This is a genomic window from Spirosoma endophyticum (assembly GCF_900112365.1).
GTDB classification, from domain to species: Bacteria; Bacteroidota; Bacteroidia; order Cytophagales; family Spirosomataceae; genus Spirosoma; species Spirosoma endophyticum.
This window is the reverse complement of the sequence record NZ_FOLQ01000050.1, coordinates 1-14,047: the sequence shown is the minus strand read 5'-3', so window position 1 is coordinate 14,047 and position 14,047 is coordinate 1. Positions and strand designations below refer to the sequence as shown.

Below are 14,047 nucleotides of genomic sequence, written 5' to 3'. Positions count from 1 at the left end.
AGTATACAGATGACTAATCGATTGGGCTTTGACACTCGAAAAAAGCGAATCAGCCGTTTATAATGGGAATCAGCTTTGGTCTGCTCATTAGCCAATAGTTGAGGCAAATAGTCCTTCAACACATTCAAATTGGTGGACCGGGCCAAAGTAACGGCCGAACAGACCAATAATAAGTTTCGGAAAATGTGCTCTGGAATATCCGGAAAGAACCGCCTACATTTGACAAAAAGTGGCTTGGCCATGGTGGTAGTTTTGATAAGTTTTAGCGAACTTAAACTTACCATCGGTCAGCCACTTTTCGGCTTTCTACCATCCATGTCCAGTAATCTGTATATCTGCCGCGTGAAGCCTATAATTGACTAATAGTTAGATAGTTATCCCGATTTAACTAACTGTACTTGGAACCAAGTACATTATTTTGGCTATATAGTTTACAAAACGACTCAGATTCGCTTTCAAAAGCATCATTTCGTAATGGTTTTTCCTTAAAAGGTGTTTTTGGCCTTAAAAGCATCAAAAATTTACCACACCGCTAAGCGGCCAGCGGCTGAACCGGCTTTTACACGTGCCTAAACACCAAAGTTATTTGCTCTCTAAAACGAACGTTAAAATCGGACCGCCGAAGCGGCATACATTTTTCGGCAAGCAATTAGTGTACAGCCGGTTAACCACCTTTGGTGGCGGATATACCCTGAATGTGTCAGCTACCCCTACTCAAAGATTACTTTGCAGCCAAGATGTACAGTTCTCATCAAAACCCAGCCAAGAGGCGTCTTGGTTTATACCAATGACGATGAATTTATCACCTGAGTAGACAAACGGTTTTAACAGAGTAGCTATTTGAGTCGAGCTAAGACTGGATTTTATGATCCATATGGAGTCAATACAATGACAGCCACTACCCAATTTTCGTATTTCTGCATTTAAAGACTGATAGTTATGAACACTGTTCTTGAACTGGCAACTGATCAAGTAAGCTTTCATAATTAGGGTCGGTCTATTCTCGTTTAGGTAGGATTGCTTTATGCTTAAAACTATCTAAAAAGTACACTACTTGGCCACTGATCAGAGCAACCAAGTAGTGTACTTTTTAGACAGACCTTGTATAACTGATCTTATGTAAATAAACTTATTTTAGAAAGCGGTTTCTTTGTTTTCACCATACCATCTTGAAAACGTCCTATTTCTTGAGAACGCTTATCCGAAATTGAAGCGTCACATCCATTTAAATTAACTTCCGTGGAGACTGGTTGTGCTGATTGGTAATCACATTGATAACAAAGGCTCGATGACTGAATCACCAAGGCAATTGGAATTAGGGAAGAGGCTCTGATAAAATTTCTTAATAGTAAAATCAACCCCAGTAAAATGGCGGGTATACTCAAGAGTTGCCCCATGTTCAGGTTCATACTATCTTCAAAAGTAACTTGGTTTTCCTTAAAGAATTCCCAGACGAAGCGTAGGCCAAATACCCAAATTAAGGAGATGCCTAACATAGTCCCCGATGCCGCTTGGTTGCGGTAGTTCTTCCAATACCAGAATAGCCCTACAAATAAAATCAGATAAGATAGCGATTCATAGAGTTGGGTGGGATGGCGAGGTACTTGACTGAACTCGTGATCTCTTAAGAAGATGAAAGCCCAAGGTACGTCGGTCGGTTTACCAAAAATTTCGGAGTTCATTAGATTGCCAAATCGAATAAAGGCTCCTGATAAAGCTGCCACAATGCAAATTCTATCACTAACCCATAAAAATGATTGACCACTGGTTTGACTTGACGAACGACGTGAGTAAAGCCAAAGGCCAATAATGATACCTAGTATACCCCCATGGCTAGCCAATCCACCAAAAGGGGGTGTAATGATGTATAACGGGTCTTGAATGAACATGTACGGTTCATAAAACAAGAAGTGTCCTAGTCTGGCTCCTAGAATCGTTGAAATAACCATAGTTATGAGTAACGAATCCGTATCAGCAAGGGGCTTTTTCTCCGTTCTAAAAATGTGGCTCATAATCTGAACGCCAAGTAAAAATCCAGTAGCAAACAGCAAGCCGTACCATCTGACAGGCCAAGCGCCAATCCGAACGATTTCAGGATCAACATTCCAGGTAATGTATTGAAGCATATTTTCCTGTTGTATAAGTGAATATTATGTTAATCCATACCCATTTATCTAGTGGTTTAAGCCAGATCTTTTCCCATACACACACTGTCGTCATCGCCAACATACACGCCGTAGCAAGGAATTGATTTGTAACCGCATCGTTGATAAAGCGCAATCGATTCGGGCTGTTTAATCGCAGTTTGTAAGACAGCTATATGGTGACCTTCTTCCTTAGCCCAAGCCTCGAGTTGAGCTAGTAGTTGCTGAGCCACGCCGGAACGCCGGTAAGCAGGCTGCACGTACATTCGTTTTATTTCAACACTATCTGCTGGCTCAACTATTTTGTAGCAAGCACAGCCTACCGGTTCATTTCCATTAAAAGCGAGAACAACCCTAGCTTCTTGTAGACCAGTATTGTGTACATCGTATTGACTCTGTTTGGGCCCATAGCGCTGCAATAAATCGTAGTCTAATTGGCTAATAAGCGTTTTGAATGCAGCGTCGTCGGCGGTGCTTCTAATGAGAGAAGTCATAAGTAAAAACAGTTATATAATCAAATGTTATGTTAATTCAGCTGATAACAAATAAGTTGTACAATCGCTTGACTATCTATCAAAGAGAGTCTAACGATTCTCTTATTGTGTGGATAGAAGCAGAAAGCAGACTGACAGTGTTGGTCTGCTTTTTTGTTGGCCAATCTGGCTCATGTTAAGCTAAAGCAGTATAGAGAAAAGTCTTATTGTACGTCTCTCAATTGATTAGATCTGAAAAAAGCGTTTAGTTTGCTGTATACTAAATGTATGACTTTTCTCAATGGCTGACCAAGACCCGCTTACAAAACTCGAATTAAGTAAACAACAGTCTGAAAACACGATTACAGAACTGCCATTAAGTAGTACACTTGCTGATATCTTAGAAGAGACTGGGAAGAAGGGCAAAGGTGGCCGTCGTCGTCATGCACCTGATGTTGGTGTCTGGTCAATTCGTGGTATCGAGTTTGAAACTCGTACGGCCTTTGAGAAGGCCGCTGAACGACGTGGTAAAACCATTGGCCAGTATTTAAACGAGGATCTACGCCAGTACGCCCAAGAACAACTTAAAAAAGGAAATCAGCCGCCAGCCCGCCAAGAAGATTTACGGACTGAGATTGATGATTTAAAGTCAGTTGTTGTTCGATTAGCTGAACGTACTGAATTGGATAATCAACGAGATGAGGAACTTCGTATTATTCGGGAAGCTATCCAACAACGCCCGACTAGTTTTCGAGAATGGTTGTTTGGTAAGAAGTAATAACCCTTCCCTTCCCTGGTGATCTTTCACTCATGAATTTTCTAAAAAGGCTGTTTAAGAAAAAGCCTCTTCCCTCCACTGAGCTGGCTGCTCCTATTGCTGAAGAAGTAACTATTTGCTTAAATCGAGCGGCTGAATTACGTCTAAGTGGGCAATGTAAACTTGCCATCATTGAATGTGATAAAGTTTTATTCCTTCATCCCAATAACCATTTAGCCTACCATATTCGAGCGCTTGCCAAGTACAGCATAGACGACCGAGAAGGAGCTATTAAGGATTGGAAACGTTCTCAATCTTTACGAGAAATTTTAAAATAAATAGGTTTGCTTGCGAAGAAGCTGGCGCGTGCGTACTTTGCTAGTCTGATTGAGTAGCCAGCCATGTTTAACACCTTAAAAACCCTTCCTACGGTCGGCTTTTTTCGGGTTAAACGGCTGTCCCCCCTCCGACTGTCGGGGGTGAAAAAAATGCTCGCTCTGGTTGTTTATGAACCCCTCTGAACCGGTCAAAAAGAAGGGTGGCCGCCCGCCCAATGCCCAGAAACGGGATAAGAAAATTAACCTCTACGTGACGACTTTAGAGGAGTTGGCCATCAAGAAACGGGCCGAGCGAGCGGGGCTCAATCTGTCGGATTATTGCCGCCAGATCGTGTTGACGGGCCAGGCTCAGGTGCGGCTAACTCCCCAGGAAAATGAGACGTTGAACCAAGTCGCTCGGCTGGGGAATAACCTCAATCAGCTTGCTCATAAAGCGAACGCCGACGGTATCCGCAGCATCGCCCTGGAAGCCCATCGACTCTTGCAACAGTTAGGCCAACTCTTAGATAAACCCGCTGATCTATGATTGCCAAGACGACGATTGGCCGCAGCTTCAAAGGCTGCTGCGCCTACAACATGCAGAAGGTGGAGATGGGCAAAGGCCAAGTGCTGATGAGTCAGGGCGTGCGGGATTATGAGCTAAATCCGATGGTGGCCGATTTCACCCGTCAGGCCAAGATGAATCCTGAGCTAACGCGCAGCGTCTGGCACACGGCCATCAGCTTTGATCCTAAAGACGAGGCCCGGTTGCAGCTTCAGCCGGAGTTAATGAAGGCCGTGGCCAGCGAGTACCTGACAGGCATGGGTTTGGATCAATCGCAATACGTGGTGATTCAGCACCAGGATACAGTCCACAGCCATTTTCACATCATTGCCAATCGGGTGGCCAGCAATGGCCAAAGTATCAGTGATAGCCACAATTACAACCGCTCGGAGAAGCTGCTGCGGGAGATTGAGCAGAAGCACAGCTTAACGCTGATGAAGGAGCAGGGCTACCGTCTGAGTTTAGAGCACATACCGGATCGGGATCGCCACCGGCTGGAAATGCGGAATGAAGTCCGGCAAAGCCTAGAGCGTTCCACCAACAGCGCGGAGCTAAAAGCTGACTTAGCCCAGCGCGGTATTGAGGTAATCGTCAATCGGGATCAGGCGGGTAAAGCCCGTGGATTGAGCTTCGAGCGGATAAGCCAGATCGATAACGGGGAAGAAATCAAGGTGGCTTTTAAGGGTTCCAAGCTACACCAGAACCTGAGTTTGGGTCACATTCAAGAACAACTCCTGGAGAATAGCCTAAAACGCGCCTTAGAGCTTTCCAAGAAGCCGGAGCTAGACAAGTCCATTGGCCTGGAGAAAGGGCCGCAAATCGAAGATAAACAACTAAAACAAGGCCGTAGCCTTGGCATGTAAGATGGATACGAATGAATTAGTGGGCGAATTACTGCAATCGCTGATCGAGGAGGTAAAAAAGCTTGAAACCAAACTAGACAAATTACCGAATCAGACCCCGCCCGATTACCGGGCCAGTATCGATGCGCTCACCAAGGCCGTGCAGGGCTTACAAGATCAAGCCAAGTCAACCGCGCCCGGTATTGATTTGAGTCCGCTTACCAGCCGACTCGACCGGCTTGAACAGGCTCATCGGCAATCGCCTGAACGCAAGATGAGTCAATACCTACAAGTTGGGGCTTATGGGTTCGGGCTGATGGTGGTCCTCCTGGTCACGGTCACCTGGCAGGCCTGGAGTTTGCGGCGTGAACGCAGTGAATTTGAAGTGTCTGACTGGAAGTGGCGTAATCTTCGCCAGGTCGATCCAATCTATGTGCGCAAAATTGATAGTACGTATACCGTGTCGAGTCAGGTCAATGAGGGCAAAGAGTTGGCCGACTTCCAGCAATGGATCATCCAGCAGGAACAGGCTGACGCCACTCGGGTAGCGGCTCAAAAAGCGGCTGAACAGGCCAAAGCGATGAATGCCCAGGCGGATCAACTGGAAGGAAAAGCGTCCACCAAGAAAAAAGCAAGTCAATGAAAACCCGATTTCAAGGCCCGCGGGCTGATTATACCTATACCGTCGAGGGGAGTGTGATCGCCATTGTCGATTTAGACCAGGGCTCCAAAAGCGTCACCAACGATATGGACAACGTACTTGACGATATCCGGGCGGAGTTGGGTGATCTGAGTGGCTATTCGGTCATTTACCGAGATAGTACGAGCCGCTGGGATGGCGTTCGGCTGGTGGGCCGGTCCGTCGAGTTCTATTCCCTGAACGAGACCGATCCCGAGCGAGCGGCCAGCCGCCTGCTGCATCTGTTGAGCTAAGCCACGACTGTAAACGAGCAGGTCGGTCAGATGGTGACAGGTGATGTCACCATCTGACCGACCTCTATTTTTATCCCCTTTCTAAGCGTTGAAAAATTGTATTTTAGGGGGATGTGTTCTATAATGAATCTTATGTTAAGGGATTATTCTAAGATGGGATATCGGCTGGCTTAAGCCGTTTCAATCCCTTGGCTTTACGTTGGCCGGGCATGATGACCCACTCACCGGCCTCATCCTGGGTGTACCACACGCCATCCAGCCGGAACCAGGGCCCTTTACCGGGTAGGGGGCCTTGCTGGGTCGAACGAGCCGCTTTAGCGGTCGTAGAGCTGGCGGATTTTGTCGGCGTAGGCTTGGTAAGCCCTGAGGTGTCGGCTTTCATAGGTGATGTAGGTTGTAATAATAACCGCAAACAGGGGCGAAGGATTCTCCGCCCGGTGTTCTAAGGTAAAGATAGTCAAATAGTAGGTTTCCTGCCAATACGAAATAGCCTGGTACTTATTCACTGATTTAGGCACAGGCGTAATCAGCACGTTTCCGGACAGCATTCGGGCCACATCGGCAAATTTGAGGTTGTGGACTTGTTCACTCGGGTTACTCTTCACCAAGTCAGTCCGATAATTCTCCATAAAATGGTCACAATTAGCGGTTTGCCAAAAGATTTCGGCTCGCTCGGCTTTATGGCCAGGGGGTAAGTACAGGGTGGTATTCTTCGGGATATGATTGGATTTCATGAAATGACTAATGGGCCAGAGGGCTATTTTTCTTTCACTGTAGTGGCTAACCCGAACACTTTAGCGGTATAGCTCCCTAAGTTTTTGACCTTGCCATCATTCGCTTTGGTCTGAATATCATAAAGTTGACGATTAATGGTTTCAGGAGAGTGCATGGCCAGCACCGTATCGGCCTGATCGGGCCGCAGTCGGAATTGTTTTACCAACCGTTCAAGCAGATTGGACAAAGGAGCCGGATCGGGCTTAGCCTGGTAGAAGACCTCAAATTCGACTTCAACAACGGGTTTACGCCCCCGTCCAGGCCGGTCGCCGTTGATGGGTTTGTAATTGAATGTCAGGTCTGTATGACCGTTGATTTCTCTTGCAGCGACGTCTAAGACTCTCCTTTGAAAATTTGTCCAGTCAGGATAACTGTCTTTTCCCGTCTTGGGATCAATAATCCACAGCATAGTTTTGAGATCAACTATACCACGGCGAAACGTTTTATCTGGCATGTTTTTATACATACACAGTAGTTCATAAATTCGCTTCGCATAGGATGAATTAAGGGAAATAGCAGCTGCTAATTGTACCTTCGTATACTTCTTATTTAGGTCTACATACAGGGGCCGAACGTGGCGAGATAGCTCAATTTCGATTATATCCGTACCCTTCTTAAAGCGTGCAGAAGCTATGAAAGCCGCAATCAAAGAATCGCCATCTGATAATGTTGTTTCAAATATGCGGGTCATCAATTTGCGGGCAGCTTGCTTATAAGCATCGGCCATTAACCGTTCAGAACCTGTTATTCTAGCCATTTCTTTAACAGACACTTGATATGCCTTCGACTCAGAATCATCAGGTTTAACTTGAGCGACAACCATATACAGTAGGTTCTTTTCTGTCTCCGTCATCTCATAACGAGCCACAGTTAAAGCGTTGTCCTGCCATATCTCAATACCCTTTTTCATTTTTTATATCAAACTGATTGATAGGCAAATATAAAAACTTTTTAATAAACTTGCAGAAAGTAATAAATAAAAGTTTATTAACAATCAAACGCCAGTTTATTAAGTAGGTTTTTGTAATCAAACGCCAGTTTATTAAGTAGGTTTTTGTAATCAAACGCCAGTTTATTAGTAATCAAACGCCAGTTTATTAAAGTTATCCACACTGTAAGGGTTTAGTAATAAGATAGTTATTTGCTAAAAAATTTCCTTCAAGTGTTTAACAAGTGTATTTGAAAATACACAAGCACTTGTTTACTAAAAAAGTGGCTTGAAAAACGGCTTTTTAGGGCTAAAAAAATGGCTAATACCAGTCCACTTAGCAGGAAGACCAAAAAACAACGGGGAAAAGGAAAGAAAAACAAAAGACTAAGGGGAAAAAGGCCGCAAACTAGAAATATAGTTTTAAATACTAAACATCTCATAATCAATTATTTAGTAAAAAAGAGATTACTGGGAAGAACAGATGATCAAATCAAATAGCCAATAAAAACACGTTAATTTGCATCATGGGTAGTTCTGCAGAAAAGTACATAATTCGTCATTTGAACTACCCTCGTTAGTTAGTGATCTGATTCTCTTTGCTTTATGGTTTAAAAAGTTAGTATCATAAAGTCAAACCCAACAGAATTATTGAACCTATTTTCTGGCCCCAGTTTTTGGTACGATTTGATTGAAAAAATCTTTAATCGACTGTGGTTCAGAAAGGTATGACTTTTTGAACCCTAAGGCCGTCTCGTCTTATTTGAGCAGTTTATTCGATTAGATAAGCCAAGTGACGAATTATGTACTTTTCTGCAGAACTACCCAGGGATATAAAAGGGGCTGGTGACATATGATGTCACTAGCCCCTTTTATAAATAAGTGGAGGTGTACTCGCCCCACTAAAACAGGGGGCACTATCCAACGTCTGCTACCTTAGAGTAGATATTGAAGAAGAAGACGTATAAAGATGCAATAATGGAGTACGATTTGCCGCAAAACGACACAGGAAAAGCAGTGAACGAGGCTGAACTGAGCGATCCTTGCTCTATTTCCCAAAGCCGTACACCTTTTGATAAGCTAATTAAAAATGATCTATGGATAGTATACGTTCGTTCTTTAGCACATCGAACACGCCAGAATTTGTAATGCCTTTCTCAATATACTTTTTTCTTCTTCTAGAACGCGTATTCGTTCCAATAAATCATCGGTGATATTCTGAGCCGAAACCGGTTCCTTACTCTTGACTAGCTTAGATCCTGTTGGCACTTCTACAGTCTGTGCTTCATTAGTTAACTGGTGGGCTTCGTTTCTTTCTTTCTTCCATTTGAATAGCGTAACTTTTGACACACCCAGTAATTGAGCCAATTTTGTAACACTAATGCCCGCATCAACTTGATCAAGAGCTGCTTGTTTGAACTGATCGTTGTATAACCGACGTCCATCTGTTAGGGGTTGGGCAGTCTTCATGTAGTAACGTCGCCAGTAATAGATTTTACCTATCGGTACATTTAAGGTTGCCGCTATTTGGTCAATGCCCTGACCTTGCTCTAATAACTGAAATGCGGTTTCTCGAAGCGTTTTATATGGCAACGGCTGATGTTTCACAAGCTGAAAATTAACGAACAAGCTCTCTTATATACCTAATTGATCATATATAAGTAGCCCTGTCAGCTAATGTTCACCGGCAATCATTCTTTTTCTGGGATAGATAAGTAAACTACATGTGTAGTACAATATTTTCAGGGGAAAGTATAAATAGCTGCGATTGAGTCATTTATACGTAGAGTTATGGGTCACGTTGCCGAATCGTACATAAATCCTTATGACCCAATAGTAACCCTGATTAATTTCAGAATACTCGTTAAGTTGCTAGGTTTCGTGAATCGGATCGCCGAAGCGATTTGTTTTCGCAAACGGCAGTATGAAACGTTTTAAGAGGCCATTAAAACGCAAAGCAAAGCCGTTTTTTCCTTTTCAATCAATTGCTCGTTAAAATGAATATGCATTTCAACTATTTGATAATTAGATAATTGGCTATTTTATACGAAAGTATTGTACCACCTATACTGGATACCCGTATACAGCGTCGTAAACTCATTTCTATATAGTTACTAATGACCAGTATCTCATTTAATAAGGATGGCTCTGACAACTAGCTTAACAGGAGAGTTAGCCACTTATGGATGAGGACGTTAGTGGAATGAATCAACGTGTAGCTTTATTACGAAAACATATTCGTGAATGGAAAGCCAATAACCAGTTGGAAGTACAGGCTCTTCAAGCAATATACGCTCGCCATCAAAAACATAAGAATGATGCCTCTTCCACAACATCCCCCTCTGAATGGCTTCAGATAATAACCGACTATGAGGTAGAACTGTCCAATCTTTCTGAGGGAAACTATGTACAGCAAGATAGTATCAGAGTTCGTCAAGACCAACAGATCACTGATTTAGAAGTGCAGATTAAAGCGACTCGGAGTCGTAAGAGGGGGAACACACACATTTAAGGTATGTTCGCCACCTAGAGCCTTTTCACAATCATACTCCCAATTCCTTACGATTGTAAAACCAGTTGCCTTATGCCAACCATAGCCAAAGATGTTAAATCAATAGGTTGACAAACTAAGTTATGAAAGGATGACAAAGCAAGATGTAATTCAACGAATCAGTGAGCGGACGGGTCTTGATCCAATGACGAGTCGGTTAATCGTCGAATCCTTTTTCGACGTAGTAAAGGACGCCTTAGTCGAGGGCGAACCCATTTATATTCGCACCTTCGAGAGTTTTATCCTCAAACAGCGCGCCCAAAAAACAGGTCGTAATATCATTCAGAATACGGCCGTTACGATCGCGGCTCATAAGGTGCCCTCCTTCAAGCCTAGCTCAGTGTTTATGAACCAGGTAAAAGCGCAGCTGGTGCCGACCAAAGAAAAAAAAGGATAACCATAACGAGTACCAAAAAGAAGGGGGTGACATACAATGTCACCCCCTTCTTTTGACCTAGCATAAATTGAATAATTCTAAGTCTTGTTATATAAGGAATCTTATGTTAAAGGAATATTCTAAGATCGACCACCGCATACGAGCCCTGAAAACAGGCCAAATTGTAACTTGGAAAGGGGAGAAGAAAGGTCTACATTATGTTAATGGAATATCCGTAGATTGAACCCGCCAACGACGAGTAAAAGACCGTTGAATCGATTCCGAAAAGACTTGGCTTTGCTCGAAAAGTCAAACCATTATCATTGATGCATAGATTAACCGCAGAGCCTACTATAGCTTATATGGAAATAGGAAGGGTTCATACCCTTCCATAAGTGAATTTATTTTGAGAATCGATCAGAAACTTAGGCGAACTAAAGAACCTATCAACTTTATAAGCTTTTCAGAGAGATTTGTTTACGAGATAGGATCTCTGCTACATGATCAGCATCTGAGCAGTAGCAGACTGTATCCTACTAAGTATACACCACAAGTGCCGGAAAGTATTACCTGACCTTTTAAAATAAATGCAAACGTTTAGTCAGGGGTGTCTATGCAGAGTAGATTAGGGTAGCTCAATTTCTAGAAGCAATGACTTATGAAGTTGAAAATCTATCAGTGGTGGCCAGCGAAGCCCTAGCCTATTGTACCTCTATTAACCATGTCAACGGCATGACTAACGCGGGTACAACAATCAACATGCGTTGGCGAGCAACGATTTGCTATCAGAAAAAAGATAAGCAGTGGCTAATTACTCATGAACATAGCTCAGTTCCTTTCGATCCTAAAAGCGGGCAGGCTTTGATGTACCTTAAACCATAACTATTTAGAAAGTAGGTTCGTTACATAACATATAAAGCCACTGATAATCAGTGGCTTTATATGTTATGTAACGATAGTGGCTGTTGCGAAAGTCGGTACTGTTGCGAACTGGCTAGTTTACAAAAGAGTTTTTAGCCGTTTTTCGAATGAATACGAACGGTCAAATCATACTTTTTTTATCCAGCCTGGACTTTTGCAACAGCCACGATATTTATGTTAAGCGATTATTCCTAGAATTAGGCGAAATACAAAATAGCGGCTAAGTCGATTAGCCACGCTTAATTTAGAGACTAAGCGTGAAGGTAATCGTCATTAAGCCCCCATCAATCGAGCGATCTTGGACGATCATACCCGTGTCCTCATTATAGAGCCGATCTCCGACCTGTGGTAAGATACCAAACGCTTTATGGTACTGCCTGACGCTGATAAAGCAGGTATTGACTCGGTCGATGTAAGTAGCGCTCGCTATCGGATCTTCATACCAATTGTCTACCAGAGAAATCTTTCTGATCTCAGTCAGGATTCGTTCTGAGAGCAGGAACAAAACTTTGAAGTCTTTGATAATCCATTCAGTGTAATGCAGGCTATTAATAACCGGCTGGACTGGCTGTTTGGTGAAATTCATACGTTGCTGGGGAAGGCTAGACCAGCAACTCTATTTAAGTAGAGTGGGAGGAGGAGGAATCCGTTAGATGGTTATAAGATGCAGCAAAGATAGCGGAATTATCCAACATAGTACTAGTAAAAAAATGTTGTAATAAGTTGGTAATTAAGTAGTTACGGATCGCTTATTTGTATTAATATTTGGCAAATAGGTAGCCATAAAATAAGAAGATGCGTTGAATAAGAGATCTTATGTCAAGGGAATATTCTAAGATCAAACACCCTCTATGAGTAATGAAAACAGGCCAAATTGTACGTTGGAAAGGGGAGAGAAAAGCCGTGTATTATGTTAGTTAATTATTCGTAGCTTGACTCTAGAAATAGAAGTTAAGCACTTAAAGAATCGTCTTAGAAAGACTCCAAATCTTGACTTACTACGGCTAGGGATAGAAGCTGCTTTGGGTCTCCACAAAAAGGAAAACAACGAATCCGGCGTGACGTTAATGTAATCCTGCCATTCTTGGCGAATGAACCTATGCATCCGAGACGCCTCGGCATTCGCCGGATCTTGCAACAAGGCTTCTTCACAATGGAACAAAGCCTGGCTATACTCCTCTAAGCCAAACAAGCGGTGGGCTTCCGAGAGATGGAACTTGATCAGCTGGAGGGGCAGCCCCTGGGTGGGCTGAGAGGCAGGGCTCACTTTGCAGGCTGCCCGCATGAGCGTAAACAGATTCATAGGCGTCAGTGATTATATTTGTTACCAAAATATGTAAAGTATAAATACTTAAGTAATAAATATATCGGGCGGTGTTTTTTTTATTCTTGACACCTTGTCGATTAGAGCATGGCGGAAGCGAGCGGAATTAAGACAACGACTTTTTGAAGAATTAGACGAAAAAGTATCTACCTTTTTAAGGTTACTAACTCGTTAGCTTATCATAATTGCACTTATACAACAAGAAAATGAGTACTCTAATCAACTTTAGATGGCTTGTTCCTCTTCTCTTCATTCCAGTGCTTATGCTACTGATGGCGATCCTATTTCAGTATAAACAGCCTAAGCAGATCAACCACTTCTATGGGTATAGAACTGGTCTGTCAATGAAAAATCAGGATACTTGGGTAGTTGCGAATCGATTAGCGAGTGAGTGTTTCCTATACTCTTCAATTGGATTTCTAATTATTCTAATCTTATTACTATTGATTGTTGGCAGGGCTGGGCTTGTTGGTTGGTTTGGCAGTTCCCGAACCTTGTTTTTAGTCATTGTCATCCTTTCCAGTGGGCTTGTACTACTGCCCATTATTGTCACGGAATATAAATTAAGACAGATTTTCACCTCCGAAGGAATAAGGAAGTAATCTTCTGATTTTCACATAACATAACAAAAGTTATACAACGAATCTAGAAAAAGTTATATGTTACCATTAATTTTAATTATGTATAATTTTGTATTTTTTAGTTAATAAAAAATAATTATCAATAAACTTGTGACTTTTTACCATCACTACCGTCTAAGAGTAATAATGATCATAAGTTGAGGTACCTAACACAGTTGGGGTATATCTGCCAGATTACTGGACATACATCCATTGGGGCGTCAAAAGTGATTGAGCAATGGATTCCAAGTAGCGGATAAATTGAGCTAATGATTGTACATGACGACGCAGACTGGTGATGCCTTGCCGAAAGAACGAAACGGACATGGAATGGCTCCCATTTCGGTACACCTTCTGCTTCAAGGAGCCTTTTTCAAACGCTTCTTTTAAGGATAATACATAAGCCATTACGACGATGGCAATGAGTAACATGATCTTACCATCGTTTTTGAAGTTGAGGTCTTCAATCGGGGCCGCCCGTGCGGTTGAATCCCTGAGTTTTGAGATGTTTAAAACAGGTTT

General features: G+C 42.8%; 17 protein-coding genes and 2 pseudogenes. 10 read left to right on the top strand and 9 right to left on the bottom strand.

Annotated features, from left to right (window positions below):
* From BM202_RS37975 to BM202_RS35550, 3 genes and pseudogenes are all read right to left on the bottom strand, one after another.
* Positions 1 to 242, bottom strand: a pseudogene (locus BM202_RS37975) (transposase); the annotation flags it as partial.
* 873 nt (positions 243 to 1,115) lie between these two features.
* Entirely contained in the window at positions 1,116 to 2,126 is a 1,011-nt protein-coding gene (gene lgt, locus BM202_RS35555; protein ID WP_093835217.1) for a prolipoprotein diacylglyceryl transferase, read from the bottom strand.
* Between the two features lie 56 nt (positions 2,127 to 2,182).
* Positions 2,183 to 2,638 (bottom strand): GNAT family N-acetyltransferase, encoded by a 456-nt coding sequence (locus tag BM202_RS35550; protein WP_093835215.1) that lies wholly within the window; start codon positions 2,636 to 2,638, stop codon positions 2,183 to 2,185.
* A gap of 280 nt (positions 2,639 to 2,918) precedes the next feature.
* Here BM202_RS35550 and BM202_RS35545 point away from each other — a divergent pair, with 280 nt between their 5' ends.
* The 6 genes from BM202_RS35545 to BM202_RS35520 all read left to right on the top strand — a co-directional run bounded on the left by BM202_RS35545 (position 2,919) and on the right by BM202_RS35520 (position 6,031).
* A complete protein-coding gene (locus tag BM202_RS35545; protein ID WP_177236821.1) occupies positions 2,919 to 3,395 on the top strand; it encodes a hypothetical protein in 477 nt (158 codons plus the stop codon).
* A 32-nt stretch (positions 3,396 to 3,427) separates the two neighbouring features.
* On the top strand, positions 3,428 to 3,712 hold the full coding sequence (locus tag BM202_RS35540) for a hypothetical protein (RefSeq protein ID WP_093835213.1): 285 nt from the start codon (positions 3,428 to 3,430) through the stop codon (positions 3,710 to 3,712).
* A 169-nt stretch (positions 3,713 to 3,881) separates the two neighbouring features.
* Complete coding sequence (locus BM202_RS35535; RefSeq protein WP_093835211.1) at positions 3,882 to 4,238, top strand: plasmid mobilization protein; 357 nt, start codon at positions 3,882 to 3,884, stop codon at positions 4,236 to 4,238.
* Positions 4,235 to 5,119, top strand: coding sequence for a relaxase/mobilization nuclease domain-containing protein (locus tag BM202_RS35530; RefSeq protein WP_093835208.1), 885 nt, complete (start codon positions 4,235 to 4,237; stop codon positions 5,117 to 5,119). The genes BM202_RS35535 and BM202_RS35530 overlap by 4 nt, the downstream gene beginning before the upstream one ends.
* Position 5,120: 1 nt before the next feature.
* Positions 5,121 to 5,741, top strand: a complete 621-nt coding sequence (locus BM202_RS35525) for a hypothetical protein (RefSeq protein ID WP_093835206.1) — start codon at positions 5,121 to 5,123, stop codon at positions 5,739 to 5,741.
* Positions 5,738 to 6,031, top strand: a complete 294-nt coding sequence (locus tag BM202_RS35520) for a hypothetical protein (RefSeq protein ID WP_093835204.1) — start codon at positions 5,738 to 5,740, stop codon at positions 6,029 to 6,031. Before BM202_RS35525 ends, BM202_RS35520 begins: the two co-directional genes overlap by 4 nt.
* Positions 6,032 to 6,179: 148 nt before the next feature.
* Here the strand turns inward: BM202_RS35520 and BM202_RS36985 are convergent, their stop codons facing one another.
* From BM202_RS36985 to BM202_RS35505, 4 genes are all read right to left on the bottom strand, one after another.
* On the bottom strand, positions 6,180 to 6,413 hold the full coding sequence (locus BM202_RS36985) for a hypothetical protein (protein ID WP_143100881.1): 234 nt from the start codon (positions 6,411 to 6,413) through the stop codon (positions 6,180 to 6,182).
* Complete coding sequence (locus BM202_RS35515; RefSeq protein WP_093835202.1) at positions 6,346 to 6,765, bottom strand: hypothetical protein; 420 nt, start codon at positions 6,763 to 6,765, stop codon at positions 6,346 to 6,348. The genes BM202_RS36985 and BM202_RS35515 overlap by 68 nt, the downstream gene beginning before the upstream one ends.
* A 23-nt stretch (positions 6,766 to 6,788) precedes the next feature.
* The gene (locus BM202_RS35510; protein WP_093835200.1) at positions 6,789 to 7,715 is read right to left on the bottom strand and encodes a replication initiation protein; all 927 of its coding nucleotides are present in this window, start codon (positions 7,713 to 7,715) and stop codon (positions 6,789 to 6,791) included.
* A gap of 1,137 nt (positions 7,716 to 8,852) precedes the next feature.
* Positions 8,853 to 9,341 carry a transposase gene (locus BM202_RS35505; RefSeq protein ID WP_143100880.1) on the bottom strand — a complete coding sequence of 163 codons (489 nt, stop codon included), beginning with the start codon at positions 9,339 to 9,341 and terminating at the stop codon, positions 8,853 to 8,855.
* A 574-nt stretch (positions 9,342 to 9,915) separates the two neighbouring features.
* Between BM202_RS35505 and BM202_RS35500 the strand changes: the two genes are divergently transcribed.
* From BM202_RS35500 to BM202_RS35490, 3 genes are all read left to right on the top strand, one after another.
* Entirely contained in the window at positions 9,916 to 10,245 is a 330-nt protein-coding gene (locus BM202_RS35500; protein WP_093835196.1) for a hypothetical protein, read from the top strand.
* A gap of 130 nt (positions 10,246 to 10,375) precedes the next feature.
* Entirely contained in the window at positions 10,376 to 10,681 is a 306-nt protein-coding gene (locus BM202_RS35495) for an HU family DNA-binding protein (RefSeq protein WP_093835194.1), read from the top strand.
* Between the two features lie 630 nt (positions 10,682 to 11,311).
* The gene (locus tag BM202_RS35490; RefSeq protein WP_093835192.1) at positions 11,312 to 11,542 is read left to right on the top strand and encodes a YybH family protein; all 231 of its coding nucleotides are present in this window, start codon (positions 11,312 to 11,314) and stop codon (positions 11,540 to 11,542) included.
* Between the two features lie 283 nt (positions 11,543 to 11,825).
* Here the strand turns inward: BM202_RS35490 and BM202_RS35485 are convergent, their stop codons facing one another.
* A complete protein-coding gene (locus tag BM202_RS35485; RefSeq protein ID WP_093835190.1) occupies positions 11,826 to 12,167 on the bottom strand; it encodes a hypothetical protein in 342 nt (113 codons plus the stop codon).
* Between the two features lie 944 nt (positions 12,168 to 13,111).
* Here BM202_RS35485 and BM202_RS39280 point away from each other — a divergent pair.
* Positions 13,112 to 13,507, top strand: coding sequence for an SdpI family protein (locus BM202_RS39280; RefSeq protein ID WP_093835186.1), 396 nt, complete (start codon positions 13,112 to 13,114; stop codon positions 13,505 to 13,507).
* 213 nt (positions 13,508 to 13,720) lie between these two features.
* On the opposite strand, the pseudogene BM202_RS35470 reads toward BM202_RS39280, so the two are convergent.
* A pseudogene (locus BM202_RS35470) lies at positions 13,721 to 14,047 on the bottom strand (hypothetical protein); the annotation flags it as partial.